28 protein-coding genes and 1 pseudogene are annotated in these 24,729 nt (G+C 68.1%); 18 read left to right on the forward strand and 11 right to left on the reverse strand.

Annotation, left to right across the window (positions count from 1 at the left end; translation table 11 throughout):
* Positions 1 to 10: 10 nt before the first annotated feature.
* Positions 11 to 574 carry a hypothetical protein gene (locus DXZ73_RS39065; protein WP_116209304.1) on the forward strand — a complete coding sequence of 188 codons (564 nt, stop codon included), beginning with the start codon at positions 11 to 13 and terminating at the stop codon, positions 572 to 574.
* Positions 575 to 843: 269 nt separating this feature from the next.
* Here the strand turns inward: DXZ73_RS39065 and DXZ73_RS01885 are convergent, their stop codons facing one another.
* From DXZ73_RS01885 to DXZ73_RS01895, 3 genes are all read right to left on the reverse strand, one after another.
* Entirely contained in the window at positions 844 to 1,284 is a 441-nt protein-coding gene (locus tag DXZ73_RS01885; protein ID WP_240351677.1) for a GNAT family N-acetyltransferase, read from the reverse strand.
* A 383-nt stretch (positions 1,285 to 1,667) separates the two neighbouring features.
* Positions 1,668 to 1,862, reverse strand: a complete 195-nt coding sequence (locus DXZ73_RS01890) for a DUF397 domain-containing protein (protein ID WP_116209305.1) — start codon at positions 1,860 to 1,862, stop codon at positions 1,668 to 1,670.
* Between the two features lie 10 nt (positions 1,863 to 1,872).
* Entirely contained in the window at positions 1,873 to 2,724 is an 852-nt protein-coding gene (locus DXZ73_RS01895; RefSeq protein WP_116209306.1) for a helix-turn-helix domain-containing protein, read from the reverse strand.
* A gap of 248 nt (positions 2,725 to 2,972) precedes the next feature.
* Here DXZ73_RS01895 and DXZ73_RS01900 point away from each other — a divergent pair, with 248 nt between their 5' ends.
* The 4 genes from DXZ73_RS01900 to DXZ73_RS01915 all read left to right on the forward strand — a co-directional run bounded on the left by DXZ73_RS01900 (position 2,973) and on the right by DXZ73_RS01915 (position 5,392).
* Positions 2,973 to 3,170, forward strand: a complete 198-nt coding sequence (locus DXZ73_RS01900; protein ID WP_116209307.1) for a hypothetical protein — start codon at positions 2,973 to 2,975, stop codon at positions 3,168 to 3,170.
* 90 nt (positions 3,171 to 3,260) lie between these two features.
* Positions 3,261 to 4,652 (forward strand): IS1380 family transposase, encoded by a 1,392-nt coding sequence (locus DXZ73_RS01905; protein ID WP_116209103.1) that lies wholly within the window; start codon positions 3,261 to 3,263, stop codon positions 4,650 to 4,652.
* A gap of 159 nt (positions 4,653 to 4,811) precedes the next feature.
* The gene (locus DXZ73_RS01910; protein ID WP_162889961.1) at positions 4,812 to 5,138 is read left to right on the forward strand and encodes an ATP-binding protein; all 327 of its coding nucleotides are present in this window, start codon (positions 4,812 to 4,814) and stop codon (positions 5,136 to 5,138) included.
* Complete coding sequence (locus DXZ73_RS01915; RefSeq protein WP_116209309.1) at positions 5,135 to 5,392, forward strand: hypothetical protein; 258 nt, start codon at positions 5,135 to 5,137, stop codon at positions 5,390 to 5,392. Before DXZ73_RS01910 ends, DXZ73_RS01915 begins: the two co-directional genes overlap by 4 nt.
* An 895-nt stretch (positions 5,393 to 6,287) precedes the next feature.
* Here DXZ73_RS01915 and DXZ73_RS01920 read toward each other — a convergent pair.
* The 6 genes and pseudogenes from DXZ73_RS01920 to DXZ73_RS01945 all read right to left on the reverse strand — a co-directional run.
* Positions 6,288 to 6,832: pseudogene (locus tag DXZ73_RS01920) on the reverse strand (kinase); the annotation flags it as partial.
* Complete coding sequence (locus tag DXZ73_RS01925) at positions 6,829 to 7,341, reverse strand: NUDIX domain-containing protein (protein ID WP_116209310.1); 513 nt, start codon at positions 7,339 to 7,341, stop codon at positions 6,829 to 6,831. The gene DXZ73_RS01925 and the pseudogene DXZ73_RS01920, both read right to left, overlap by 4 nt.
* A gap of 90 nt (positions 7,342 to 7,431) precedes the next feature.
* Positions 7,432 to 8,265, reverse strand: coding sequence for a 5'-3' exonuclease (locus tag DXZ73_RS01930; protein WP_116209311.1), 834 nt, complete (start codon positions 8,263 to 8,265; stop codon positions 7,432 to 7,434).
* A gap of 81 nt (positions 8,266 to 8,346) precedes the next feature.
* On the reverse strand, positions 8,347 to 8,832 hold the full coding sequence (locus DXZ73_RS01935) for a GNAT family N-acetyltransferase (RefSeq protein ID WP_116209312.1): 486 nt from the start codon (positions 8,830 to 8,832) through the stop codon (positions 8,347 to 8,349).
* A 140-nt stretch (positions 8,833 to 8,972) separates the two neighbouring features.
* Entirely contained in the window at positions 8,973 to 9,191 is a 219-nt protein-coding gene (locus tag DXZ73_RS01940) for a DUF397 domain-containing protein (RefSeq protein WP_116209313.1), read from the reverse strand.
* A 2-nt stretch (positions 9,192 to 9,193) separates the two neighbouring features.
* Complete coding sequence (locus tag DXZ73_RS01945; protein ID WP_116209314.1) at positions 9,194 to 10,066, reverse strand: helix-turn-helix domain-containing protein; 873 nt, start codon at positions 10,064 to 10,066, stop codon at positions 9,194 to 9,196.
* Between the two features lie 364 nt (positions 10,067 to 10,430).
* On the opposite strand from DXZ73_RS01945, the gene DXZ73_RS01950 reads away from it, so the two are divergent.
* The gene (locus DXZ73_RS01950) at positions 10,431 to 10,961 is read left to right on the forward strand and encodes a hypothetical protein (protein WP_116209315.1); all 531 of its coding nucleotides are present in this window, start codon (positions 10,431 to 10,433) and stop codon (positions 10,959 to 10,961) included.
* A 716-nt stretch (positions 10,962 to 11,677) separates the two neighbouring features.
* Here DXZ73_RS01950 and DXZ73_RS01955 read toward each other — a convergent pair.
* Positions 11,678 to 13,045 carry a helix-turn-helix domain-containing protein gene (locus tag DXZ73_RS01955; RefSeq protein WP_240351082.1) on the reverse strand — a complete coding sequence of 456 codons (1,368 nt, stop codon included), beginning with the start codon at positions 13,043 to 13,045 and terminating at the stop codon, positions 11,678 to 11,680.
* A 210-nt stretch (positions 13,046 to 13,255) separates the two neighbouring features.
* Here DXZ73_RS01955 and DXZ73_RS01960 point away from each other — a divergent pair, with 210 nt between their 5' ends.
* The 6 genes from DXZ73_RS01960 to DXZ73_RS01985 are packed head-to-tail and all read left to right on the forward strand — an operon-like array spanning position 13,256 to position 18,739.
* Entirely contained in the window at positions 13,256 to 14,128 is an 873-nt protein-coding gene (locus DXZ73_RS01960) for a dTDP-4-dehydrorhamnose reductase family protein (protein WP_116209316.1), read from the forward strand.
* A 34-nt stretch (positions 14,129 to 14,162) separates the two neighbouring features.
* Positions 14,163 to 15,398 (forward strand): SIS domain-containing protein, encoded by a 1,236-nt coding sequence (locus DXZ73_RS01965; protein ID WP_116209317.1) that lies wholly within the window; start codon positions 14,163 to 14,165, stop codon positions 15,396 to 15,398.
* 1 nt (position 15,399) lies between these two features.
* Positions 15,400 to 16,065 (forward strand): RraA family protein, encoded by a 666-nt coding sequence (locus DXZ73_RS01970; protein WP_116209318.1) that lies wholly within the window; start codon positions 15,400 to 15,402, stop codon positions 16,063 to 16,065.
* 10 nt (positions 16,066 to 16,075) lie between these two features.
* Positions 16,076 to 17,146 carry a DUF2332 domain-containing protein gene (locus tag DXZ73_RS01975; protein ID WP_116209319.1) on the forward strand — a complete coding sequence of 357 codons (1,071 nt, stop codon included), beginning with the start codon at positions 16,076 to 16,078 and terminating at the stop codon, positions 17,144 to 17,146.
* Entirely contained in the window at positions 17,143 to 17,919 is a 777-nt protein-coding gene (locus tag DXZ73_RS01980; RefSeq protein ID WP_116209320.1) for a sugar phosphate nucleotidyltransferase, read from the forward strand. The genes DXZ73_RS01975 and DXZ73_RS01980 overlap by 4 nt, the downstream gene beginning before the upstream one ends.
* Positions 17,912 to 18,739: a hypothetical protein gene (locus DXZ73_RS01985; protein ID WP_162889962.1), complete on the forward strand. Its 828-nt coding sequence runs from the start codon at positions 17,912 to 17,914 to the stop codon at positions 18,737 to 18,739. Before DXZ73_RS01980 ends, DXZ73_RS01985 begins: the two co-directional genes overlap by 8 nt.
* An 11-nt stretch (positions 18,740 to 18,750) precedes the next feature.
* Here DXZ73_RS01985 and galE read toward each other — a convergent pair whose 3' ends face one another.
* Positions 18,751 to 19,746, reverse strand: a complete 996-nt coding sequence (gene galE / locus DXZ73_RS01990; RefSeq protein WP_116209322.1) for a UDP-glucose 4-epimerase GalE — start codon at positions 19,744 to 19,746, stop codon at positions 18,751 to 18,753.
* A gap of 332 nt (positions 19,747 to 20,078) precedes the next feature.
* Between galE and DXZ73_RS01995 the strand changes: the two genes are divergently transcribed.
* The 6 genes from DXZ73_RS01995 (at position 20,079) to DXZ73_RS02020 (ending at position 24,703) form a co-directional block, all read left to right on the forward strand.
* On the forward strand, positions 20,079 to 21,923 hold the full coding sequence (locus tag DXZ73_RS01995) for an ABC transporter ATP-binding protein (protein ID WP_240351083.1): 1,845 nt from the start codon (positions 20,079 to 20,081) through the stop codon (positions 21,921 to 21,923).
* 10 nt (positions 21,924 to 21,933) lie between these two features.
* On the forward strand, positions 21,934 to 22,410 hold the full coding sequence (locus DXZ73_RS02000; protein ID WP_162889963.1) for an NUDIX domain-containing protein: 477 nt from the start codon (positions 21,934 to 21,936) through the stop codon (positions 22,408 to 22,410).
* On the forward strand, positions 22,407 to 23,054 hold the full coding sequence (locus DXZ73_RS02005) for a M15 family metallopeptidase (protein ID WP_116209325.1): 648 nt from the start codon (positions 22,407 to 22,409) through the stop codon (positions 23,052 to 23,054). The genes DXZ73_RS02000 and DXZ73_RS02005 overlap by 4 nt, the downstream gene beginning before the upstream one ends.
* Before the next feature lie 62 nt (positions 23,055 to 23,116).
* Entirely contained in the window at positions 23,117 to 23,740 is a 624-nt protein-coding gene (locus DXZ73_RS02010) for a hypothetical protein (protein ID WP_240351085.1), read from the forward strand.
* Positions 23,733 to 24,386, forward strand: coding sequence for an HAD family hydrolase (locus DXZ73_RS02015; RefSeq protein ID WP_116209326.1), 654 nt, complete (start codon positions 23,733 to 23,735; stop codon positions 24,384 to 24,386). Before DXZ73_RS02010 ends, DXZ73_RS02015 begins: the two co-directional genes overlap by 8 nt.
* Positions 24,383 to 24,703: an HIT domain-containing protein gene (locus tag DXZ73_RS02020; RefSeq protein ID WP_116209327.1), complete on the forward strand. Its 321-nt coding sequence runs from the start codon at positions 24,383 to 24,385 to the stop codon at positions 24,701 to 24,703. Before DXZ73_RS02015 ends, DXZ73_RS02020 begins: the two co-directional genes overlap by 4 nt.
* The last annotated feature ends 26 nt before the right edge of the window (positions 24,704 to 24,729 follow it).

Below are 24,729 nucleotides of genomic sequence, written 5' to 3' on the forward strand. Positions count from 1 at the left end.
TGGAGTCGTCATGGATGCTGTCGTCGCCGGCCAAGGCTACGTGGGACTGCCACTCGCCGTGCACGCCGCCGAGATAGGCCACCGCGTCGTCGACTACAACGTGGACCCGGACCGCATCAAGCGGCTCACCGCCGGCGATTCGCACGTGGAGGAGGTGGCCTCCTCACGGCTCGGCGCGGTGCTGGACACCGGGGCCTACTCCGCGACCGCCGACGCCGCCGCGCTGGCCGACTTCGACATCACGGTGATCACCGTGCCGACCCCGCTGCGGGACGGCGCGCCCGACCTGACCTACACCGAGTCCTGCGCCCAGACCCTGGGCGAGCACCTTCGCCCAGGATTCGCGGCACCCTGGCCGACCAGGAGTACGACGAGCTCCCCGACAGCAGCCACGAAATCGGCACGATCGAATGGGTTCCCTACCGCAAAACGGCCAAGCTGCCGATCTTTCCTCCCATCGGCCCCTCCCTCGCATCCCTACCGACCCCACATGCCGCCGTCACCGACGCCGCACTGGACGCCGTCACTGACAACAATTACACCTGGGTCTGACCGCATTCATCGTCATGGATAGCCAGGTCGACCCGCCCCTGGGCGCACTTCGGGCCGCTGCGACAGTTCACGCTGGCCAACTCGAACCACCCCAACCACACCGTCCAGACCCACCAGTTGCACCGCTACTGCGTCGGCGCAACCAGAACACCCGTCGCCCCGAACGCCCTGGCTGCCCAGCGCCGCGAACGCGCCCGGGTCCACAGCGAGAAGGACAACCGCTGGGGCGACCGCCCTCTCGCCGCCGCAGCCTGACCAAGTGGGAGACCCCGCCGTGCCCAGGTGCGGAGATCAGACGACGGCCAGGCTCTTCGCCATGACCCGCTCCCTGCCAACGCCGTCGGGCAGAAGGTCGTCTGGCTCACCCGTGTCCGTGAAACCGTGCCGCTCATAGAGCGCGGCCGCCTTGTGGTTGTCCGGCATCACGGACAACCGCAGCGTCGTGGCACCGCGCTCCGTCCCCCACCGCTCGACCTCTTGGATCAGGTAGTCGCCCACGCCCTGGCCCCGAGCCCTGGGGTTGACCCACATCGAGATCAACTCCACGTTCCCTGCTTCCTCGCCCGGCACTCCACTGACCATGCCCACCGGAAGGCCGTCGAGGAGCGCGACGAGATCGTGCGCGCCAGGAATCGACAGACGCGCACGCCAGCGTTCCTCTCGATCGCCCGAGCCCTGCCACTCCGCCAGCGTCGATCCGAACACATAGGGCGCCTCAGCAAGCGCCGCCAGTCACAACTCCCGCCAAAGGGGCCAGTCGTCTGATTCCAATGTGCGCAGTTCAAGCATGATCCAGACCCTGCCCGCCCGCCGGGGCGACAGCAAGTTGATTACAACCACGCAAACGAGGTCGTTCAGCCCTTCGACCAACCGGAACCGGGGAACAGCAATGACTCACGCACCCGCAGGCCACGAGACCCCGGTGAATCTATGCGGTCACAGCACTAAAAGGACAGTCAGTTGACCATCTGCCGGACTCGGTCTTCCCTGGCCATCGTCCGGCGCCACGGCACAGGGGGGAGATAGTAGCGCCGTGAAACCGTTGGCACGATAGCGCGCCAAGCATGCCAAAATGCCCCCATCTATGAAGATGGGGGCATTTCACTGCTCTGCGATCACCAGATCAGGTGATCGAACTCCCCAGCCTTGATGCCGAGGACGAACGCCCGCCACTTGGCGGGCGTGGTGGTCACGATCACTTCCGGAGCGTCGCTTTCCCGGATCACGATGTCGCCGTCACGCGCCCCCGTTTCCACGCACTCGTCTCGATCCCCGGAGAATGAAGACTTCTGCCACTTGACTTCCGACATCTTCAGGCCTTCACAGTTGATTCGCGATGCTGCGGATAAAATCCCTCGACTCTTTTGGAGGTAGGGATGTCCTCTTGGCGTATCCCAGAATGCTGCGGTAATTCTCTAGATGGGATTCCGCGTCGAGAAAAAGTGAGCCGTGGGCGGTATCGATCTGGACCGTATCCAGTTTGGATACCGCGCCAGCGGCGTACGTAGCCGAGGTGTTCGCCCCGGGGAACGAGCCGGCGGCGAACGTGATCACTCGAATCGCGACTCCCTCCTGGCTGCTCACCTCGATCAATCTGTCGAGCTGGCGCCGTTGGCCGTCCGTACCTGCATGAAGCATCCGCAAAGCTGATTCGTGAATCACGAAGGTGCATGACGTGGCGGGGTTACGCTGCATGACACACTTCCGTTGCATCCGGTGTGATACGCGGCGTTCAACTTCTATCGAGGCGAGCGGTGGAACCGTGTTCATGAACAGACTGCGTGCGTACTCCTCGGTCTGAAGGAGGCCAGGGATGTACGCAAATTGAAGAACCGTCAAGCTGGAAGCGTTGTATTCCATCTCGGCGAGGTCAAGTGCGCTGGGAGAGAGGGCTCCCCGGTACTCCTCCCACCAACCCTTACCCCGGTCTTCCGCCATGGCAACAAGAGCGTCAACGTACTTCTTGTCAGGGCATGCGTAAATTTGGGCGAAGGTTCTGATTCGCTCCTCACTCATTCCGAGGCGCCCCGCCTCCGTGTTGCTGATGCGGGTGCGATCAGCGCCCAGTTCTCGACCAGCGCCCAAGGGCGTCAGCCCGGCCTGCTCGCGCATCTTCCTCAACTCGGCACCGAGCCGCTGCTGACGTCCGGTGGGTGTCGTTCTCGGCGGCATGCCGCTCCTTCCCCTGATCCCTGCGGACAGTCTCGCGTGCGACCTCCAGGAGGTCCAGAGGGTGCACTATTTTACCTAGACGGTTGCATGGATTCCCGGCATCGCCCTATGGTCATGACAGCACCGAGCGGCACGCCGGGAAGACCCGAAGTGCAGCTGCCTGCATGCCTGTTGAGGCATCCCGGGAGGCGGCCAAGCCACGGACGGCGGTTCCGCGCAGGTCCCATGACCTCGTTGGGAGAGACGTGATGAGTACAGCGACACTCAGCAGTCCCCGCACCACCACCGAGCAGCAGCCCGAGGAACAGCCCGCCCAGACCTACCGCATGACCGCTCCGGCCGTGCCGACCACCGTCCGGGTGGCACGCGACGTCGTCGCCGCCTTCCTGATCGCCAATGGAGCCGGGCCCTTAGCCTTGATCCACCGCCGGACGCCTTGTGGATAACGTCTTGGAAAACAAGAAAGTGCCTTGTGACCTGCAATGATGGGAGTTCTTCAGGCTTCCAGCACGCATAATCAGCAAGGCACTTCCGAGATGCAAGTTTCCCACACGCCAGCGGCGGTCTCCGCCGTGTTCGATGACCCGAATCTGATCGCGCATGCCGGGCTGGTCCCGGTGATGCGACTGGCCGGGCGGTGCGGTCTGCCCCGGCTGGTGACGGAGAAGGTGAGGCTGACCGGGGCGAAGAACGGCGCGGGTGCGGCGGCGGACGCCAAGGTCACCAGCATCGTGGCCGGCATGGCCGCAGGGGCCGACAGCATCGACGACCTGGGCGCGCTGCGCCACGGCGCGATGCCGACCGTGTTCCGAGGGATCCGTGCCCCGTCCACCCTGGGCACCTTCCTCCGCTCCTTCACCCATGGCCATGCCCTCCAACTCCACGCTGTCCACCGCAGGTTCCTCGCGGAACTGGCCGCGCACACCCCGCTGCTGCCCGGCTCCGACGAGAAGGCATTCATCGATGTCGATTCCACCCACAAACGCGTCTACGGCCGGGCCAAGCAGGGTGCCGAGTACGGCCGGTTCAAAGGCATCCGCACCCTGCACCCCCTGCTCGCCACGATCTGCACCCCCGCCTCCCGGCCGGTGATCGCCACCGTGCGGATGCGCCGCGGCAAAGCCGCCGACTCCCGCGGCGCCCCGAAACTCGTCAGCGAGGCCCTGGCCACCGCCGTCGAGGCCGGCTGCACCGGCATGCGCATCCTGCGCGCGGACTCGCAGTTCTACAACGCCGGTGTCATCGCCGCCTGCCGCCGGGCCGGCGCCCACTTCTCGGTCACCACCGGCATGAACCCCTCCATCAAACGGGCCATCCACAGCATCCCCGACACCGCCTGGCAGCAGATCACCTACCCGACCGCAGTGCCCGACCCGGAGACCGGCGACCTCATCCCGGACGCCGAAGTCGCCGAGATACCCGTCTACGCCGCCTTCGTCAGCCGCAGGAAAGCCTCGCGGGTCACGGCCCGGCTGATCGTGCGCCGGGTCCGTGACCTCGCCAAACCCGCCACCGTGGGCGAGCAGGGCGAGTTGTTCCCCGTCTGGCGCTACCACCCGTTCTTCACCGACAATCCCGCCCGGACCCTCCAGGCCGAGCAAGAACACCGCCACCACGCCGTCGTCGAACAGGTCATCGCCGACAGCAAAGCCTCCGCCCTGGCCCACCTGCCCTCGGGACACTTCCATGCCAACTCCGCCTGGCTGACCCTGTGGGCGATGACCTGCAACCTGCTGCGGGCGGCCGGCGCACTGGCCTCCGCCTTCCACGCCAAGGCCACCACCGCCACTCTCCGCACCCACCTGGTCCAGGTTCCGGCCCGGATCGCCCGCTCCGCACGACGCATCACCCTGCACCTGCCGCACAACTGGCCCTGGCAGCATGCCTGGACACACCTCTTCGACACCGTCCACGGCCCACCCGGCTGACACGACCAGCCCCTACCCGACCCGCCCACCGCCAGGGCCCAACCGGAACCGAACCCGTGGAAAAGCTGGGCAGACCAGCGACTACAACCTGCCCATGCCCAACCACCGACCTCAAACCGGCTCGAAACCGGTCACAAGATCACTCCCCAAACCACGTCGGTGGATCAGGGCTTAGCCGAGGACGCCCGCCTGTGCGTCTCGGAAACCGTGACCAACGTCGTGAGGCACGCGAAGGTGCCGCACCTCGACGTCGAGGTGACGGTGCACCCCAACCGAACAGTGATCGCGGTCCGGGACTCCAGCACCTCCGACCTGCCCCTTTCCCGTGACGTCAGTTCGGATGACGAAAGCGGGCGCGGCCTGATGATCGTCTCCAGCCTCGCCGCCAACTGGGGCGCCCAATGGGTATGGGACCGCCCTGGTCTCCAGCTCATCGGCAAGCGCGTATGGTTCGAGCTGCGCACCGACCGTGCGGTGAGCACGTGATCAGGGCGCAGCAGTTCACGGTGTGCCGCATCGGCCGCAAGAACCGGAATGCCGACTACTGGCTGCACTTCAACCACAAGACCCTCGTGGAGATCCCCGAGCGGGTGGCCCGCGAGCTGGCATACGAACTCGCCGACCATGTCGGTCTGATGGTGCACCCGGCCGTCGAGGACGAGGGCCGCATCGCCCGCCGTGCCCGGATCGTTCGCCGCGTTCGGATCGTCTTGCGAGGTGGGGCTCGTGTACGGGGGTGACCCGTGGCCGGTGATCGTTGCCGCCGGCGTGCTGATGCTCACGGTGGGGTTCCTCGTCGCCCTCGTCATGTGGTGGTCCACACCACCGGCGGGGAGATCTTTCACCCCGCCGCCCGTGGACGCTCCGGGCAAGAAGTTCGACTTGCTACTGCTTCGACCGGCCGGTGAGTGTCCTCGTGATCGATCCAACGCAAGCCAGGATCACGTACAGAGCCAAACACGCCCGGCGGTCAGCCTGTTCGTGGCGTCGCATCCGTCCTGCACCGCCCGGTCACGAGGGGGCGGGCGGTACAGGAAAGGGGAAGCCTCCCGCGCGGGTGCCGACCTCATAGGCGTACCCGTACGGTGAATCCCCGGGCAGGGTCCGGTCGATGACAGCCGACCGGACCCTGCCGCATGCACAGCGATGGCACGGTCCCGGACCGCGCGTGGCAGCGGCCTGGCCTCCGCCAGCCCTCATACCCACCGCACCAGAACCGGTCATCGAAGCAACGAAAACCGCAGCAGCACCACTCAGCCCCGCGGCGCCAGCCAGCAGAACCCCGACTGAAGCCGTCATGAGCCGCCCCTGCAGAGGTGGCTCCCCCCTGCGAGCACCACGTCATGACCCGATCAATCACCTGCTGCTTCATCGGTGTCACCCGCTCCCGACCGCAGCCCGGTCCAGGCCACCGTCTCCGACGGATCCTGTCCCCCAGGACACCGTCGGCCGACGGTGTTCCCCACCGCCCCGGGTCCGGTACCCACACCACATGCCACGTGCTCAACAGACGCCTACCCTGACGCTTGAACACGCTCAATCATCAGGGAACTCTTGCTCGTCGACGCTTGGTGTCCATGTACCCGAGGCGTACTCGTCCCGGAGCGCGTGGGCGGCGACGCGGGCGCTGTCCGCGGCCAGCCCGGATTCCAGCATCACCTGATGTGCTGTTTCTGCCAGGGAGCTCGTTGCGGGGATCACGGTCTCCAGCCCACTGGGCAGCAGGTCGCGGGGCCGGTACCAGTCCCGCATCTCCGCCTCGCCGTACTCGTCGGCCTGCGGCTTGGTGGCATGCCAGCGCACGGTTTCCTCGAACGGGATGTCCAGGTAGTACAGGTAGGTGTGCCCCCGGTGGTCGCGGCGCAGCGCCTCGATCATCTCCCCGTAGTGCGCGGCGTACAAGATGCCTTCGAGGACGACGTGGAAGCCGTGCTCGATCGCGTAGCGGGCGGTGATGTTGATCAAGCCGATGTTGGCGCCGTCGGGCGTATCGCGCTCCCGCAGCACGATACGGCGGAGGTTGTCCTGGCCGACGAGGGCGATGCCGCGCCCGTACTGGTTGCGCAGCTCGGCGGCGACAGAGGTCTACCGGATGCAGAGTTGCCCCGCAGGATGACCAGACGGCTATTGTCGGTCCCAAAGGGTGCTGAACGGTGCTTCGTGGACTGCTGGGTTGTCACTCGACGTCCCCGGCGTAGAAGGCGTGCGCCATCCCCGCTGCGGCCTGGACGGCGAGCCCGGGGAGCAGCCGTTGCAGGAATGGGGGGATCATCGACAGGCTGGCCACCTTGTCGAGCGGGACCCATTCGATGCCGGTCTGGTCGTCGTCGTGGTTGGTGCCGCCGAGGGCGGCGGGTTCGTGCAGGATCTCGCACCAGAAGACGGCCTCGACGCGGTGGTGGCCAGTCTCCGGTGGGATGTTGCTCTCGGGGTGGTTCCCAGGAATGTGCTCGCGCAGCAGGAGCATCTGGCCGGCCGTGACGCGGACCCCGGTTTCCTCAAGGACTTCGCGCTCGGCGCAGGCGGCCAAGGTCTCGCCAGGCTGCTGCCCGCCGCCGGGCAGCCAGTAGTTCTCCACGTTCGGGTCGGGCCAGGTCCCGCGCGCCAGAAGCACGAGGCCGTCGCGGACGACGAGGCCGGAGGCGGCGTTACGGAGATAGAAGCCATCGGCAGGCTGCTGGGTCGTCATCGCCCGTACGGTAGTGGGATCGGCAACTCGCCGACAGCAGTTCGCAGTTCTTGCACCGGCCCGGAGGAGGATTCCTCTGGACCGGTGCTGTCACCACAGGTCCAGGATCTCGAGTAGCTCGGCAACACGTGGCATCGCAACGGTCGGCTGGCCGGTCAGCAAGCCCTCGGGAAGCTCGACCTTGCTGTCCAGGCGGATCATCTCCCGCCAACGCACGGCATCGTCCCACTGCGCACGCCAGGCAGGGCGGATCTGCTGGTGGGGGATGTGTTCAAGGCGGCGTCCACTGGCCAAGAGCCGAGCGGCGGTCGTGGGTCCGATGCCGCGGATGCCGGCGATATTGTCGGACTCGTCTCCGGTCAGCGCCCGGTAGTCGGGCCACTGGTCGGCGGTGACCTGAAAGCAGGCGTGCACCGCGTCGCCGTCGATGAGGCGGCGGCTCTCGGCGAGCATGGTGTTGAGTACGCGGACTCGCGGGTCGGCGAGCAGCTGGTAGAAGTCCTTGTCGACGCTCATGATGTCCACGGCACGATCTTCGGTGCGGGCAGTGGCAGTCAGGGTGGCGATCACGTCGTCGCCCTCGCAGCCGTCCTGCTCGATCCAGCGGACCGAGGCTAGGTCCAGGACCCGTCTGATGTCCGCCAGCGATTCGATCAGCCCGGGCTCCGGCGCTGGCCGGTGGGCCTTGTAAGCGGCGTCCTCGTCGGCGCGGGCAGCGGAGCCATTCTCCGCGTCGAAGACCACGAAGATCTCGGATCCGGAGGCATGAGCGAGGTGCGCCTTGCGCAGGAGCGCGGCGAACCCGAAGACGCCCGTCAGGTCACGCGGCGCACTGCGGGCCTGGATGCGGGCCGGGAAGCCGTACCACGCCCTGTAGAGCAGGTTGTGGCCGTCGACGAGCAGCAGCGGGGTAGAGGTGGTCACGGCGGTCTCCAGGTGCCAGTGGTGCTGGTGGGTGCCTGTGACCGCGGCGGACGGGTATCCGGTACCGGATGGCCGGTGAGTCTATCGGCTGCCTGTCCGCTCCGGGCGCCACACCATGCGCTGGTAGGGGATCGGCCGGAACCCGAGCTCCTCGTACAGGCCGATGCCGGACTCGGTGGCGGTGAGGGCGGCCGAGGAGCAACCCTGGGCGGCGAGCCAGTCACGGGCGGCCCGGGGGACGCGGCGGGCGTAGCCACGGCGACGGTATGCAGGGTCGGTGGCGACCTGGTGGATCTCCCCGTGCCACAGGGCCGTGGAGCGGTGGCCGGGCAGTCGTGGGGAGAGCCCGGCGCCCGCACACGAGGCCAGTCTGCCGACGGCGTCGGGGGCGTCGAGGACGAACATGGCGAAGTGGTCGGTCTTGAGCATGGAGACCAGCGTGTTCTCGCACTGCTTCAGCCAGTCCCCGTCCGGGGTGGGTTCGCCGTGGGTGGCGTCGAGCATGACGCGGCGGAGTCGGACGAGTTCGGGGGCGTCATCGGGTATCGCGCGACGGACGGTCGGCATGGGCGGGATAGTAGCGGCGTACTGCCGTTGCGGGAGGCCGAATGCCTACACTGCTGCGGTCCGGATACACGGATGCGGGACCACCCCAATTCGCGTGGGGTGGTCCCGCGTTCACTCGGTGATGATACCCACCTGGGCGGTTACAGAGTGCCGTTGATGACGCTGGCGCAGAACGCTTCCCACCCTTGGCTGTAGTAGCGCAGGTCGCCCCTGTCCGGGTCCTTGGAGTCTCGGACGGCGAGGCCGAGCCCGGGCAGGTCGGTGACCTCAACGCACTGGTTACCGCCGTTGCTGCGCGACGACTTGCGCCACGTGGCGCCGGTCAGGTCGACGGCGTACAGGTCTTCCTTGCGATTCATGTCTAGTCGTCCTTCTCCATAATCTTCTTAATGGTCTCCCGTGAGTCATCTACGGGAAGTGCGGTGGCAAGGATGCGATCGAAGGCTGTCTCGAAGTCCGCCACTTCGTCGGTGCCTTCGACGAATGTGCCTCCTTGCATGTTTTCGAGATTGATCACGGTGGGCCAGGGGTGCGGGAACCGTACGATCTCGAAGAGGCCCATCATCCCGGGGTTGGGGGCCATCGACAGCGGCATGATCTGAACGGTGACGTTGGGCAGGCCGGTCACGTCCAGCAGGTGCCGGAGCTGTTCCCGCATGAGCATCGGCTGGGACGCGAAGCGCTGGTGCAGTACAGCTTCGTGAATGACGGCCCAGAAGCTGAGCGGTGACCTGCCGGTGCGCGCGGTCAGTACAGCCTGGCGCGCCTTGCGGACCTCCGCGAGTGCGTTCACCTCGTCCGGTGTGCGGTTGAAGGCAGTAGCGGTAATGATCTCCCTGGCGTAGGCGCCGGTCTGGAGCAGGCCGGGGATCAGGTTCGGGGAGTAGATGCGCGTGCTGTCGGCGTCCGACTCCAGCGACAGGTAGTCCTTGTAGTTGGCGGCGACGACATCGCCGTAGGTCTGCCACCAGCCTCTCTTGCTGGCGTCTCTGGCCAGGGCCTCGATGGCCATGAGGACGTCGGGCGAGTCCACGCCGTACATGCCGAGCAGCTTGGATGCCTCGGTGGGCTTGATGTGTGCCTTGGCGTTCTCGATTTTCGAGAGCTTGCTGCGGTCCCAGCCCATGATGTCGGTGACCTGGTCGCCGCTCATGCCGGCTCCCTTGCGGAAGCGTCGCAGGGCTTCGCCGAGTCGGCGCCTTCGTAGGGTGGGGACTGGTAGCACTGTCGGCATTCTCCCGATTTGCCTTCCTGTGCGCTGGCGAGGTCGCGATGGGGTGTTGCGCTGACCCTGCGGGGATGGTTGGCCGCGCAACAGGGTTTCTTTGCCTTGCAGTTGGGCCTTCACATTGGCTTGCTGGGGGCAGCATGAAGCCAATTGGGGGTTCAAGGCAATAGAACAAGCTTATTGTCTTGGCGAGTTGAGTCAGCAAGGTTGCCAACTCGATAGGAAAATCGGCATGCTGCCTGAGCCAAAGTGATGCGCATCGCGATCGCGCTCATCCGGTGATCAGTGCGCGGCGGCTCGTCGTCCCCCGACGGAGAAGAGCGGCGGACCGCCGCAGCAGCCCCCTTCACCGCTCGTCCAGGAGCTCCCCATGCCCGTCTTCCCTGGCACCGCCATGCCCTTGTCGCCGAAGCCGGAGCGCCCGACGCTTCAACAGCGCCTCCACGCCTCCGTAGCCGAAGCGTTCGCACCCTCCGGGCTGCGGCTCGTCGATGACGACCACAAGACCGCGCTCGACGCCGGCCCGATCCAGGCGACCATCGACAGCGTCCTCGACCCCGTGTCCGGTCCTGGGCTCGGCTCGGACGACCTCGCGAAGGCCATCAAGCGCCTCAAAGGCCACTTGGGGCTGCTTATCCCGGTCGCCGCCGGGGCGCACCCGGAGCTGGTGGCGTCGGTCGGGCGCCGGTTGCAGTACGAGCCGCCGGACGCCCACCAGTACCCGGAGTGCGCGCGGCAGTGGGCGGAGGAGTCCGCCCGTGCGGCCCGGCAGCTCCTCGGCCTGGCCGTCGCCGACGAGGGCGCCGAGCAGTGGCACACCGAGGGGGGAGAGCGGCCGGAGGCCCCGAACCTCGGAAGAGACGCCCGCCCGCACCCGCCCGTGGATCAGGCATCGGAGTGATCGTGAGCGGCGCGGCGGACCCCACACGGGGGTACTGGTGCGAGGTGATCGCGGAAGGCCCGGTCTACGGTAAGGACGAGGGGGCACGGGTGGCCCTGGGAAACTTCCAGACACCGTTTGTCGGACGGACGCTGCGGTGGCTTCACGGCCAGGCGCTGCGTGTCGCTGACGGGCTCGATCCCGCACCGGACGCCGCGTCGCCTCTCCGCGGTTCTCTTCGCCTGGTCGAATGCGCAACGACTGCCCAACTCGGGGATGTGCCGACCGAGTTACGCAACTGGGCGAACGACGATTGCTCTCGTCAGGCGGCGTACGACCAGCTGCGTGGCGGGGAGCCGTTCGTTCTGGCCACAACCGACCACACGGGCCGATACGTGCTCGCCGCATGGCCCGTGGATGTCCCAGCGTGCCCTGACGTACCGCCTGCGCAACACGAGCACCCCACGAACTCCCGCTCTCGTCACCTGAAACACAGGAAGCAGCGCCGCAAGGCGAGCGGTCTCCTCTTTCGGTGATCAGAGTGGGCCAACCGTCTGCCACTGGTCGGGGATTTCCCGGGGCACCGGTAACCATCACGGCCGCATTGCCCAGCCAGTGGCGGATCGCTCGGCCCCACGCGTGGGGATGGGGTCGAGCATGCCCAAATCCGGCTGACGAACTCTTCAACGACGGCACCCATAGCCGTTCCCGACCAGTTGTTGACCGCTGAGAGGTGATTAGCCGTGGACACCCGTGCGCGCCGCGAACTCCCGCATCCCCGGCAGGTTCGTCGAGGAGTACAGCAGGTCCGCAGTGAGGGCTTTCACCGACGGTCGCCGGACCTCTTCGGGGGCCTCGCGTTCGATCGCGCGAAGCGAAGCGAAGGTGCGTTCGTGGTTGCCGAGCTGGTGCCACATGCGGGCCGCGTCCGTGTGGAAGCGGGCCCTGCGCTCGGCGGTCGGGAAGTTGCCGGGGTTGACCCGGCTGACCACGGCAACGCCTTCGTCGGGGACACCGAGCTTGTTGAAGACGCCGAGGCGGAAGGTCTCGCACTGCTCGCGGGTGGCCTGGATGGTGACCTTCTTCAGGCTGGGCCCGTAGTGGATGCGCGCGCCGATCTCCTGGGCTTCGTCCACCATGTCGAGTGCGGCGGTTCGGTCGCCGTAGTGGGCAGCGGTGTAGGCGCACGTCAGCAACATCGCAGCACGGACGGCTCGGGCCTGCGAGGTAGGGTCGTCGACCAGTTGCCGGCCGGTCTGCATGAGCAAGTCCACGGCCTGGCGGTGGCGCCCGGCGTGCCGCATGGCGACCGACAGCATGCGGGTCGCCTCACCCAGCGGAGCAGGCTGTCCAGAGGCGCGGGCGGCGGCGAGGGCGCGGTCGGAGGCGACCCAGACCACCTCGGAGCGCTGCTTGACGGCCAGTTCGCCCGCGAGGCTGTAGGCGTAGGCCGCCAGTTCGCAGGCTTGCTCTCCGGTGTGGCCGATCAGTTCCTGGCGGGTGGCGTCGGCTGCGGCGAGGAGCACCGGCAGTTCGGCACCGAGGGTGTCGTAACGGGCTCGCCGGAAGTCCTCGCGTGCTTGCCGCAGTGCTCGTTCCAGCTGGCCGAGAGGCACAGGGCCGGTGGAGGACGGCGCGAACAGCGCCTTCTCCAGCCACGTGCCAGGATCGGCCGCTGGCCGGTCGGCCGCAGCGGCGGGGGTGCCAGTGACCACGGCGGCCCCGATCCCGATTGCCCCATTGAGAAAACCCCTGCGCCGCACTTCGTCCTCCTGCTGGCCCTCGACGTCCCCCGTGGTCACCGTAGCCGTCGCCGGGGCCACGAAACCGGGCCTTTCCTTATCACGTACCCGCTCTCGCTCCGGCGGGTGAGCCGCATTGATCAGTTCATCAGGTGGGATGTCGAGCACGGCTGCGATATGCAGCAGCGTTTCGATCTGGGGGACGATCTGTCCGCCTTCGACACGGCAGACCCACGATTTCGAGTAGCCCAGGACGCCTGCCAGAGCCTCCTGGGTCATCTTCGGCCGTCGGGCGCCCCGGCGGCTGCGCATGAGCGCGCCGAGATCGAGGCCGAACGGAGCGGTCATGGGATGGACGCTCACGGTGCCTCCTCGCGGGAACGGCGCGTCAACGGTAGCCGCGCCACGCAGCCCGCGGCAGGGCGCACGCAACGAACTTGCGGGTTCCTCAACAGAGTTGAGACCTCGACCAGATCCGCTTCCGCGACGTGGCAAGGCGGCTGAACCTACGGCAGGGAGCAGTCGACGAAGAAGCCAACGGCCAGGACTTCTTGGGGGTGAATTGTGCGGGCAATGGTCTTCGGTGCATCCGGGCTCCTCGGACGTTCGATGATGCGGGCCTTCGAGGACTGGAAGGTGACGGGCACCAGCTTCCGCAGGAAGGGCCAGGGGCTGGTCACGGTCGACGCGACATCGACCGACGACGTCCTGAACGCACTGAGCCGCTTCGAGCCGGACGTCGTCATCAACTGCGTCGGCGAGCGGCGGCCCGAGGCCTGGGCGAACGCGCCGGTGCGGGCCCACGAGCTGAATGTCGAAGCGGCCCGGCTGATCGCGGAGGCTGCCCGCCAGCACGGCGCGAGCCTGCTCCACATATCCAGCGACTACGTCTTCGACGGGACCGCACCTCCCTACCGGGTTGATGCACGGCGGAACCCGATGACTGCATACGGCCAGTGGAAACTCCTCGCCGAGGATGCAGTGCGCAGGGCCTGCCCCGAGGCCGTGATCCTGCGGCTTCCAGTGCTGTACGGGCCCGTCGAGTACGCGGCCGAGACGAACCTGACCCAGATCGCCCGCCAGGTCGGCTCCGGTGAGCCGGCCGAGCTGGACGACGTCTGCGTGCGCTACCCGACCCATGTGGACGAGGCGGCGGAGGTCTGCCGCTGGCTCGCGGCCCAGTCCAAGGGCCAGTACCTCGGCTCCGTCGCCCACTGGAGCGCCGAGCACGGGTTCACGAAGTACCGGATGGGGCTGATGATCGCCCAGCACTTCGGCATCGCGCCCGACCACATCAAGGCCGGCGCGGCATCCGGTGACCGGCCTGCCGACTGCCGTCTCGACTGCCTGGACCTCCGCGCGGCTCTCGGATGGCCCGTGGACCACTACCGCACGTTCGCTGACGAGTTCCCGCAGGCGGTCGCCCCGTGGGTGCGTACTGCTTGACCTTGATCGACATGATGGAAGGGTGTGATCTGCCGTGTCGTCTTCTGCGTACGGGGCCTTCGCCCACACGTACATGGCGGAGGTGGGCACCGCTGTCCGCCGGATGTTGGAGAGCGGCGATGCCGCAGTCGCGCTGATGAGGAAGGCGGTCGCCGAGCGCGGTCGGGTGCGCGGGTTCGGCAACGGCGGCAGCTCGGCCATCATCCGGTCGGCTCTCGCGCAGCTTCGCGCCGGCCATGCCGGGTTGGACGTGAACGCGTCGATGGTGAGCCCAGCGGCCATGGCGTACTTGGCTCAGCGGGACTCCTACCGGACGGTGTTTCGCCGGGCACTCGCCGACGAGATCGGTGACGTGGACCTGGTCATCGTCGCCAGTGTGAGCGGCATGTCGGCGAACATCACCGAGACGGTCGGGCTCTGCCGAGACCACCAGGTGCCCGTGCTGGCTGTGGTGGGCGGAAGCGGGGACCAGCTCGGGCCGGTGGACGGCATGGTCTGGGCCACCGGCACCACCGACCAGCAGGTCAGCGAGGACGCCATACTGACCGCGTTGACGCTGGCGGCCGCCGCAACCGAGGAGCCTGAACGCGTGCTGCTGCCGGTCGAGCAGCACCTGCACGCTCTCGCCGCGATGGCCCCTCAGCGTCTGGGCGGATGGGTCGCGGCAGCCACGCAGGCCGTCACCAACGTGATCCGCCACAGGCGGGCGCTCTACGTGTTGTGTCCCGACGGCGGCCCCCTCGCCTTGGCCGCGGAGCACTTCGCGCACAACCTCCACTGGGACGCGCCGCTGGGGGTCGCAGGAGTCCGGCCCCCGGTCGTCGTATCCGCCCCCTCGCTCGCCGACATGAGCGCGATCTACAACGACCACCCCGACCCGGCGCATGGAGTCCGCTACCAGCTGGCCTCCGCCTCGCCCGGGGACGTGGTCTTCCTCCTCGCCTACGACTCGGACGGCAGGACGATCCGGCAGGCCGCCGACGCCGCCTTCCAGACGGGCGCGCACATCTTTCTTCTGCACCGGGACGGTCATCCTCTCGCCACAGCGGGACAGCGCAGCTACAGGGTGCCACCGGTGGACGACTTCGGCATGGCCTGCCTGGTGCAGTCGATCGCCCACATGGTCTGCCGAACCACCCGGGCAGCGCTCGCGGCCGACGCCGCGCCGCCCGAAGCGGCCGCGCTGTCGCCGCGTGACCTCATGGCGCAGGACCTCGCTCCGCGTCGAGAACTGTCCACGCCCTCAGTTCCTCTAGAAGGAAGGCCGTAACGTGTCCGTTCGCGAGATCCACACCGAGATCAGCCGCCCGACGCGCAGCCAGATCAGCGCCCTGTCCCGTCTTCCGGTCGCGGCGATCGTCGACGCCCTCGGCAAGACCGGCACCCTCTCGTACTGCCTGAAGCTCCAGACTCCCGGCCTGGTCCTGTGCGGCAGCGCCGTCACAGCCCTCGGCCCGGATGTGACCGTGCGCCGCGCGGCGATCGACCTCGCGCAGCCCGGCGACATCGTCGTAGTCGCGGCCGGCGGCAGCAAGGAACGGGCCTGCTTCGGGGGCGTGACCGCCGCGCACATGCAGAGCCGGGGCATCACCGGCGTCCTGGTCGACGGCATGGTCCGCGACGTCGCCGAGCTGCGCCGCATCGCGTTCCCAACGGTCGCCCGCGGCACCACCCCGCTCAACTACGACTACCCCGCCGGCCGGGAGGACGGCGCGGTCAACGTCCCCGTGGACATCGACGGCGTCCGCGTCACCCCTGGGGATGTCGTGGTCGGCGACGAGGACGGCACCGTGATCGTCCCCCGCGCTCAGGCCGCGGCCGTGATCGCCAAGACCCAGGCCGCCATGAGCGCCGAGACCGAGAAGTGGTGGGCCCGCCGGGGCCAGAGTCTCGGCGCCGTTCAGCAACTCGCCGACTCCGGCTACGAGATCCTCTGAGGAGACCTCCGTGACCGAGCACGCAAATCTCGCGGACGTCTTCGAGCGGTTCGCCATCCAGCAGGCGGCGGGCAAGTCCCCGCTGTACGAGACCCTGTCCCGCACGGTCGCCCGTACCCCCGAGCTCCTCGACCTCGCGGCCGACACCCAGCCGGGACAGCCCGCACCCAACATGCTGCTCGGGGCCATCCACCACATCATCCGCCGCGGCTCCCGGCACCCGCTGGCCGCCTACTTCACCGGCCCCGAGGAACTGCCCGAGGCCCGCGCCGACGTCCTGCTCACCGACTTCTGCCGACGCCACGCCGAAGAGATCCGCCGGATCATCTCCACCCGCTCCGTCCAGACCAACGAGGTGGGCAGGTGCGCCCTCCTGCTCCCCGCCTTCGCCGCGCTCCAGCAGCAGCTCGACGACAGCCGCCTGATCAGGATCGTGGACGTGGGCGCCAGCGCCGGCCTGAACCTGCTCTGGGACCGCTACACCTACGACTACGGCGGCCACCGGATCAGCCTGCCTGCCAGCGACCCGGACACGGTGCTGTCCTGCGAGATCAAGGGCGGGACGCCGCCGTTGTCCCTGGACGTCGCACGGTTCGTCCGGCCGGTCGGGGTCGAGCTCAACCCGGTGGACATCACCGACCGCGAGGCCACCGAGTGGCTGGTCAGTCTCACCTGGCCCGAGCAGACCACGCGGATGCACACGCTGAACAGGGCCCTGACGCTAGCTGCCCGCACCCCGCCGACGATCCTGGCCGGCCGCGCCGAGGACCACCTTGCCGACGCCGTCACCGAGACTCCGCCCGACCGGCACCTGGTCTTCGTCTTCTCGTGGTCGATCTACCAGATCTTCGGCTCGCCCGGCGGCCGGGAACGCCTCGTCGAAACCCTCGCCAGCCTGAGCCAGCACCGCCCGCTCCACGAAATCTCCATCGGCCACTTCGGCCACAACACCCCCCGCATGATCATGGCCAGCCACGACGGTGGCATGAGCCGATCCGATGTCGTGGCCCACTGCGACGTCTACGGCGCCTGGCTCCACTGGCTGGCCAGCCGAGCGCCTGATGGGAGGGAGAACCCATGACGCACACGATCACCCGGGCGGTCGTGGCCGCCGGCGGGGCCGGGACCAAGATGGCCCCCATCACCCGCATCATCCCCAAGGAGATGCTGCCCGTCGCACGGACGCCGGTCCTGGAACACCTCGTCCACGAACTGCGCGCGGCCGACATCACCGACGTCCTCTTCGTCATCTCCTCACGCAAGAGCCAGATCCCGGCCTACTTCGGCAGCGGCGCGGCGTACGGCATGGACTTCTCCTACCGGGTACAGGACGACGGCACCGGCCCTGGGGCGCCCGTCCTCGACGCTGAGACATGGACCCAGGAACAGTCGTTCGCCCTCGCCTTCGGCGACAACCTGATCCGCGCCGGCACCGAAGGGGAGACACCGCTCCAGCGGCTCGTTCACGGCGGCACGGCGGACTGCTCAGTTCTGACCCGGCTGTTCCCCGCGGGCAGCGTCCCCCCGCACGAGACAATCCTGGGCCCGGCGGCCCCGCCCAGGACGGACCCCGGTCCGTACGACGTCACCTTCGGCAGAGAATCCCTGGACCACACTGGTGCCCGGTGGGTGCACGCCTGCGCTGCCCGCTGGGTCCTGGGGACCTTCGTCTTCGAGGCCCTGCGCGCATGCCCGCCGCGCCCCAACGGCGAGCTCTACCTCATCGACGCGGTGCGGCGCTGGATCAGCGCAGGCAACGAACTCCGAGCCGTGCCTCTCCTGCCGGCCGAGCTCCGGTTCAACTGCGACAACTGGGAGACCTACCACGATGCCGTCGCCACCCTCCGTGCCTGAACGCACGGCCTACCCATACGGCCGGATCAACCTCCTCGACGCCACCACCTTCCCCTCGGGGACTCGGATTCCCCTGGAGAGCCCGTTCCAGCGGCCCGGCACCCAGGTCACCGTGATCTGGCCCGAGCAGCCCGTGCGCAGGATCGTGCTCGCCCTGCCCGTCGAGAAGGACGACGGGCGCAAGTACGGCCACAGCCTCGACGAGATCGCACGGCTTCCCGCGGACCTTCGCGAGGGAACCGCCTTCGCCGCGCCGACCTTCAGCGAGTCACCCTGGCTGGTCAACCACGCCACCCGGGCCGACTGCCAGCAGGAGGACCACCTCGTCCGCGTGGTCGTGCCGACTGTCCTCGCCGCCCTCGGCGGGCAGGCCCGGCCGCCAGTACACCTACTGGGGTTCAGCAAGGGCGGCTTCGCAGCCCTCAATCTGCTGGCCCGGCACCCCGGCCTCTTCGCTATCGCCAGCGTCTGGGACGCGTCGCTCCTCAGCGACCGGCCCCCGCACCCGCAACTCGTGGACGTCGCCGGCAGCGCCGCGCGCCTGGGCGAGTACGACGTGCGCCGCAACCTACGCAAGCACGCGTACGCCCTGCGCAGCGCCCGCCGGACCGCCCTGGGAGGAATCGGCACCCTGGAAGCCGACTGGACCGCCGGCCGCCAGCTACTCGAAGCGGCCGGCATCCCGCATCTCGCCTACCGGGATGCGCCTGCCGACCACCGGTGGAGTACTGCATGGCTGGCTCCCGCCATGCAGCACCTCCTCGACCTGGAAGCCCGTCTGCTTCCCGCCCCGGAAGAAGGAGGACCGAAGAAGCGATGACGAACGAGCGGTCAGTCCTTCAGCATCGCGTCGCGCACCGGGATCCAGTCCAGGGAGGACCGGATCCCCTCCTCCAAGGAGAGCTGCGGCACCCACCCCAGAAGCCTCTGGGCCCGGTCGCTCTTGGTGTAGCCGCCGGCGACGTCACCGGGCCGCGGCTCCACATCGACCGTGGCGAGCGGCGTGTCGACGACCTGGTTGAAGGCGGCGCACAGCTCCCGCACGGTGGTACCCGAGCCCGTGCCCAGGTTGATCGCCATCGACGGCTCCGACTCAGTGAGCAGGGAGTCGAAGCGGCCGATCGCCGTCACGTGGGCCGCGGCCAGGTCCCAGACGTGCACGTAGTCCCGGATTCCCGTCCCGTCCCGCGTGGGGTAGTCGGTCCCGGTGACGGGGAAGGCCGTGCCCTCCCTGTGCGCCTGGATCATCTTGCCCAGGGCGTGGCTGGGCCGTTTGAGCTGAAGCCCGGTCCTCATCTTGGGATCGGCCCCGACGGGGTTGAAGTAACGCAGCGACAGCACGCGCATCTGGCGGGCCGCGGCGATGTCCGCGAACATCCGCTCGCACACAGCTTTGGTGCGCGAGTAAGGGCTCTGAGGTGCGAGCGGAGAGTCTTCGTCGACAGGGGAGCCGTCGTCGGCCTGGTAGATGGAGCCCGAGGAACTGAAGATGAGGCGGTCACAGCCGTTCCGGCGGAGATGGCCGACGAAGGCCAGGCTCTTGGCGACGTTCGCCTCGTAGTAGCCGATCGGGTCCTCGACGGACTCCGGCACCACGATCAACGCCGCGCAGTGCACCACCGCGGAGATGTCCGGGTGCTCGGAGAAGATCCGGTCGACCAGTGCCCCGTCGGAGATGTCGCCCTCGTAGAAGATCCGGTCACCGGTGAACTCCCTGCGGCCTCGGACAAGGCTGTCGAGGATCACCGGGGTCATCCCCTGGTCCAGGCAGGCCGACGCCACGGTACTCCCGATGTAACCGGCTCCCCCGGCAATAAGAACAGACATGATCCTCTTCTTCCCGGTCCTTCGAGGATGGGCGGCAAGGCTAGCGGAGCGCCTGCCCTTCAAGGAGACGCTTTACGGCAGTTTGTAGGGATTGTTCGCGGGTTGGTTTCCAGCGTGATCATCCGTGCGGGGGAGGAGTCGCATCCGTGAATGGTCGACGGCGTCCGCAGGAGGTCTATGGGTTGGTCTCGCTTGAGTCGTGACCCGCTGTTGAGTGCCTTCGTTGGGCACCGGGTGTCTTTGATCAGGGCTTTTTCGCCCAAGGGGAGAGGAGACGCTTCATGGAGGGTGTACAAGGGGAAAAACCGGCCCGGACGCGGGGCAGGCCGCCGATGCCGGAACCGGGACTGATCAGCTACAAGGGCACGGGCGCGCGGAACGCGCTGGAGGAGGGCGGGTTCCTGCGGCTGCGCGCGAGGATCCCGCGCCTGTTCGGGCAGGTCGCGCGCAGGGCATGGAAGCTGGACCGCACGGCGGCGATCGTGCTGCTGCTGGCCGAGGTCGCTGCCGGGGCGAGCGCTGCGGTGGCGCTGGCGGTGACGGCGAAGGCGATGGTGCCGCTCGTCGGCATGGGCAGCGTCGGCGAGCGCGTCCACCAGGCACTGCCGTGGTTCGTCGTCGGCGGGATCGCGGCGGCCCTCTCGCGGGGCGCGCACGCGTTCGGGCAGTGGGCAGAGCAACGGCTGCGGCCGAAGCTGTACCTGTCGGCCGACAACGCGCTGGTGAACGCCGTGCTCACGGTCAAGCTCGCCACGTTCCACAACCCGCAGTTCAAGCAGGACCACGACCGCGCCCAGGCCGGGGCTGTGCGCTACGACCGGATGGTCACCGATACGCAGACCTTCCTCGGGTCGCTCGTGCGGCTGGTGGCAGCCGGCGGGGTGCTGGCCGGACTGCACCCGCTGATGCTCGGCGTCCTGGTGCTCGCGGTCCTGCCGTCGGGCGTGGGCACAGTGCTCCGGGCGAAGATCGAATACCGGACCCACGTGGTCAACGCGGCCGGGCGCACCGTGATGTCGATGATGCGCGGCTACGCCACCAACATCCACTTCGGCGACGAGATCCGCGGCAACACGATGATCGCCTACCTGCGGTTCTGGTATGAGCGGATGGGGCAGGTCGTCACCGCGCGGATCCTCGCCGACGTTCCCCGGCAGCTGCGGGTCAGCCTCCTGTCCTACGCCGCGAGCGGGCTGTGCCTCGTCGGCGCGTACGGGGTGCTGCTGTGGCTGACCGTCTCGGGCCGCGTCTCCCTGGCGGTCTCCGCGACCGTCATCGTCGCGGTGCGCGCCGCGCTGGGGAACATGCGGGATCTGCTCCAGACCACCGTCGGCATGTTCCAGAACAGCCTCTACCTCGGCGACTGGGCGCTGTTCATCGCCGACGCCAAGCGGCTGGCCCCGCGCGATGGCGGTGCTCCGGTGCCGCCGGTGGTGGAGACGGTGCGGGTGGAGAAGGTGACGTTCTCCTACCCGAACAAGACCTCCCCGGCCGTGGACGATCTGTCGCTGACGCTGCGGCGCGGGGAGGTCGTGGCGCTGGTCGGCGAGAACGGCTCGGGCAAGTCCACGCTCGTGCGGCTGTTGCTCGGTTTGACGGAGGCGGACAAGGGACGCGTCACCTGGGACGGCACCGACCTCGCCGCCGCCGATGTGACCGAAGTGGCGGAGCGGACCGCGGTGGTGCCGCAGAGCTTCGCCTGCTGGCCGCTGTCCGTGCGTGAGAACGTCACCCTGGGCCAGCCCCGCACCTTCGACGACGAAGCCGTCTGGGAAACCCTCGAGCAGGTCGGCATGGTCGACGTCGTCCAAGAACTTCCCCAGCAGCTCGACACGCTCCTCGCCCGCGAGCTGTTCGGCGGCGTCACCCTTTCCGGCGGGCAGTGGCAGCGGCTCGCCTGCGCGCGAGCGCTGTACCGGCAGCCAGCCGTCTTGGTCCTCGACGAACCCACCTCGGAGATGGACGCCCGAGGGGAACACGCGATTTTCACCGAGCTCAAGAAGATCGCGGCTGACCGCATCACCGTCGTGGTGACCCACTGGCTCGACAACACGCGGATCGCGGACCGGATCGTCGTGATGGAGCGCGGCCGGGTCACCGAACAGGGCACCTTCGACCAGCTCGTCACCGGGGGTGGCTTGTTCCAGGAACTCTACGAACTCAGCAAAGACCGATAGGAGGGGAACCTTGAACGACCGCTATATCAGGATCTCGACGACTGGCCTCGTCGTCCGCGACGACCATGTCTTGCTCGGCCGGGGCGACTGGCCGCAACCCGGAACCTACTGGCTGCCCGGGGGCGGCCAACAGCCCGGTGAGACGCTGGCCGCCTGCATCGAACGCGAGGTCCGCGAGGAAACCGGCGTTCACGTCACCGCCGGGCCCCTGATCCAGTTGCGCGAGCACATCCCGTGGAACCACCCGGGCAGCCCGAGCACACCGCACGTTCACCGCGTCGTGGCCCTGTTCTGGTGCCACGTCGTCGAGGAGCCGGCCACGCTCGGCGCCACCGTGCCGGACGACGTGCAGACCGGCGCCGAGTGGGTCCCACTGGACAAACTCACCGGTCTGCGGTTCATGCCGCCCTCGGTACAGGCCAGCCTCCCCGGACTCATCGCCCAGGCCGGCGGCCTGAACAGCTTCTACGCGGGAGACGTCGCATGAGTGAGATCGTCCTGATGTCCGACCCGAGGGTCCCGGCGATACCTGTGCGCGAGTGCGGCGAGCGACTGGTCGACGCGCGCGGCAGCGGACTGCTGGTCAACGAAAGCCGGCAGGACGCGGCCGGGCACTTCGCGCACGTGCGCAAGAACGTCCTCGAGCGGCTGCTGTCCGCGCAGGCCGCGCTTCCTGACGGGCTGCGGCTGCTGCTGGTCGAGGGTTACCGGCCGCCCCAGCTCCAGGAGCAGTACTTCGCCGAGTACGCCGAGCAGCTGCGGGCGGAGAACCCGCAGTGGACGGCCGAGCAGGTCCACTCGGCGGCCAGCCGCTACGTCTCGCCGCCCGAGGTCGCCCCGCACCCTGCCGGGGCAGCCGTCGACATCACCCTCGCTGACTCCAGCAGGGCGGAGCTGGATCTGGGGACGCGAACGAATTCCACGCCGAAGGAGAGCGAGGGCGCCTGCTACACGGACGCCGCGAACATCAGCTCCCTGCACCGAGCGTGCCGCCAGGTTCTCGCGGCCGCCATGTCCGGCGCAGGGTTCGTGACCTATCCGACGGAGTGGTGGCACTGGTCGCACCGTGACCGCTACTGGGCGCTCGTCACGGGCGCGCCGGCCGCGGCCTACGGGCCGGTCACCCGATGAAGGCGAGCCGGAACCCGAAGCACCTGCACGTCATCCACGAGCCACGAGCGTAGGGGGAAGCCATGACCGTGATCGTCGGCCTGATCCACGAAGACCAGGTGCACATCGGCGGGGATTCCGCCGGTGTCGCCGGATGCAAGATGACCATCCGGAAGGACCCCAAGACTTTCCTCAACGGCCCCTACACCATGGGGTTTTGTGGAAGCTTCCGCATGGGCCAGCTGCTGCACCACGCCTTCAAGGCGCCCACTCCCAAAGGCGACCTCGACCGCTTCATGACCACGAAGTTCGTCAATAAGCTGCGCGCGTGCCTGAAGACGGCTGGCTGGGCGCGTAAGGAGTCCGAGCAGGAGCAGGGCGGGACGTTCCTCGTCGGCATCTACGGCCGCCTGTTCATCGTCTACAGCGACTATCAGGTGGCCGAGCCCGCCGACGGATACGCGGCCGTGGGCTGTGGCAACGAATTCGCCCTCGGCGCCCTCCACGCCACAGAAACCGCAAACCTGGGACCACGCGAACGCCTGACTGTCGCCCTGACCGCCGCCAGCCACCACGGCACGGACGTCAGCCCGCCCTTCACCTACGCCACCGCGCCCTCGCACAGCAAACTGCTCCAAATCGAAGCGGCCCAGTACGCGACTGCGAAGGTGCCCGCCCCGAGGGAAGAGGAGCCCGCCGATGCGTGACCGGGTGGCCCTGTTCGATCTCGACGACACCCTGATCCCGCGCCGGGAGCTGTTCGCGAAATGGGCAGCGGAGTTCTCCACCGAGCACGATGTGCCGCTGGAATGGCTCCTGAACGCGGACGCCGAGCATGCGTCGCGCCGGGTGGAATTCTTCGAGCTGGTGAAGACCACCTTCGGTGTGCAGCTGGCGGTGGCGGATCTGCACTCCCAGTACCGGCGGCGGATGCCTGAGCTGGTCGAGCCGGACCCGCAGGTGTGCGCGATGCTCGCCCACCTGCGGGAGGCGGGCTGGCGACTGGGGGTGGTCACCAACGGCTTGGTGGACAACCAGACGAACAAGCTCTACCAAGCCGGGCTGTACGACTTGGTGGACACCGTCGTCATCTCCGACGCCGTGGAGGTGTGGAAGCCGGATGCGCGGATCTTCCGTCACGCCCTTGCCCGGCTCGGCGCCCAGCCCGGACCGCATGTGGTGATGGTCGGCGACAGTCTCGAGAACGACGTGGCGGGCGCGCACACCACAGGGCTGGCTACCGTGTGGGTCTCCGACGGCCAGCCACTCCCACCTACGGGCCCGCGCCCGCAGCACACCATCCGCACAGTCACCGAGGCCGCCAAACTGCTGCCCGAGGTGGTGGCGCGGTGAGCGACTTCTACTGTGACGAGGCACTGTCCGGACGTACGACCGTCACTGTGGTCGCGGAGACGGACACGGTGCTCGCCTTCGAGCACACGCGGCCGTCATACCCGGTGCACATCGTGGTCGTTCCGAAACAGCACACGCCGTCCCTCGTCAATCTTGGCGACGGAGGTCCGGCGCTGCTTGCCGAAGTGATGACTGTGGTCCGGCAAGTGGCCGCTGCGGTGGCCGCGGAGCATGGTGCTGCCCAGGTGACCACGAACCTCGGCGAGTACCAGGAATCGAAGCACCTGCACTTCCACGTCGTCTACCGGGGCGCCTGACAAGCGTCTCATCGGGGAGGGATCAC

The organism is Streptoverticillium olivoreticuli subsp. olivoreticuli, from assembly GCF_003391135.1.
In the GTDB taxonomy this organism is placed as follows: Bacteria; Actinomycetota; Actinomycetes; order Streptomycetales; family Streptomycetaceae; genus Streptomyces; species Streptomyces blastmyceticus.

What these genes read in the sequence shown, in the direction of transcription:
- DXZ73_RS39065 (WP_116209304.1), top strand. Translation starts at nt 11, where the DNA reads ATGGATGCTGTCGTCGCCGGCCAAGGCTACGTGGGACTGCCACTCGCC.
- DXZ73_RS01890 (WP_116209305.1), bottom strand. Translation starts at nt 1,862, where the DNA reads ATGTCGGAAGTCAAGTGGCAGAAGTCTTCATTCTCCGGGGATCGAGAC.
- DXZ73_RS01895 (WP_116209306.1), bottom strand. Translation starts at nt 2,724, where the DNA reads ATGCCGCCGAGAACGACACCCACCGGACGTCAGCAGCGGCTCGGTGCC.
- DXZ73_RS01900 (WP_116209307.1), top strand. Translation starts at nt 2,973, where the DNA reads ATGAGTACAGCGACACTCAGCAGTCCCCGCACCACCACCGAGCAGCAG.
- DXZ73_RS01905 (WP_116209103.1), top strand. Translation starts at nt 3,261, where the DNA reads ATGCAAGTTTCCCACACGCCAGCGGCGGTCTCCGCCGTGTTCGATGAC.
- DXZ73_RS01925 (WP_116209310.1), bottom strand. Translation starts at nt 7,341, where the DNA reads ATGACGACCCAGCAGCCTGCCGATGGCTTCTATCTCCGTAACGCCGCC.
- DXZ73_RS01935 (WP_116209312.1), bottom strand. Translation starts at nt 8,832, where the DNA reads ATGCCGACCGTCCGTCGCGCGATACCCGATGACGCCCCCGAACTCGTC.
- DXZ73_RS01940 (WP_116209313.1), bottom strand. Translation starts at nt 9,191, where the DNA reads ATGAATCGCAAGGAAGACCTGTACGCCGTCGACCTGACCGGCGCCACG.
- DXZ73_RS01945 (WP_116209314.1), bottom strand. Translation starts at nt 10,066, where the DNA reads ATGCCGACAGTGCTACCAGTCCCCACCCTACGAAGGCGCCGACTCGGC.
- DXZ73_RS01950 (WP_116209315.1), top strand. Translation starts at nt 10,431, where the DNA reads ATGCCCGTCTTCCCTGGCACCGCCATGCCCTTGTCGCCGAAGCCGGAG.
- DXZ73_RS01960 (WP_116209316.1), top strand. Translation starts at nt 13,256, where the DNA reads ATGGTCTTCGGTGCATCCGGGCTCCTCGGACGTTCGATGATGCGGGCC.
- DXZ73_RS01980 (WP_116209320.1), top strand. Translation starts at nt 17,143, where the DNA reads ATGACGCACACGATCACCCGGGCGGTCGTGGCCGCCGGCGGGGCCGGG.
- galE (WP_116209322.1), bottom strand. Translation starts at nt 19,746, where the DNA reads ATGTCTGTTCTTATTGCCGGGGGAGCCGGTTACATCGGGAGTACCGTG.
- DXZ73_RS01995 (WP_240351083.1), top strand. Translation starts at nt 20,079, where the DNA reads ATGCCGGAACCGGGACTGATCAGCTACAAGGGCACGGGCGCGCGGAAC.
- DXZ73_RS02005 (WP_116209325.1), top strand. Translation starts at nt 22,407, where the DNA reads ATGAGTGAGATCGTCCTGATGTCCGACCCGAGGGTCCCGGCGATACCT.
- DXZ73_RS02010 (WP_240351085.1), top strand. Translation starts at nt 23,117, where the DNA reads ATGACCGTGATCGTCGGCCTGATCCACGAAGACCAGGTGCACATCGGC.
- DXZ73_RS02015 (WP_116209326.1), top strand. Translation starts at nt 23,733, where the DNA reads ATGCGTGACCGGGTGGCCCTGTTCGATCTCGACGACACCCTGATCCCG.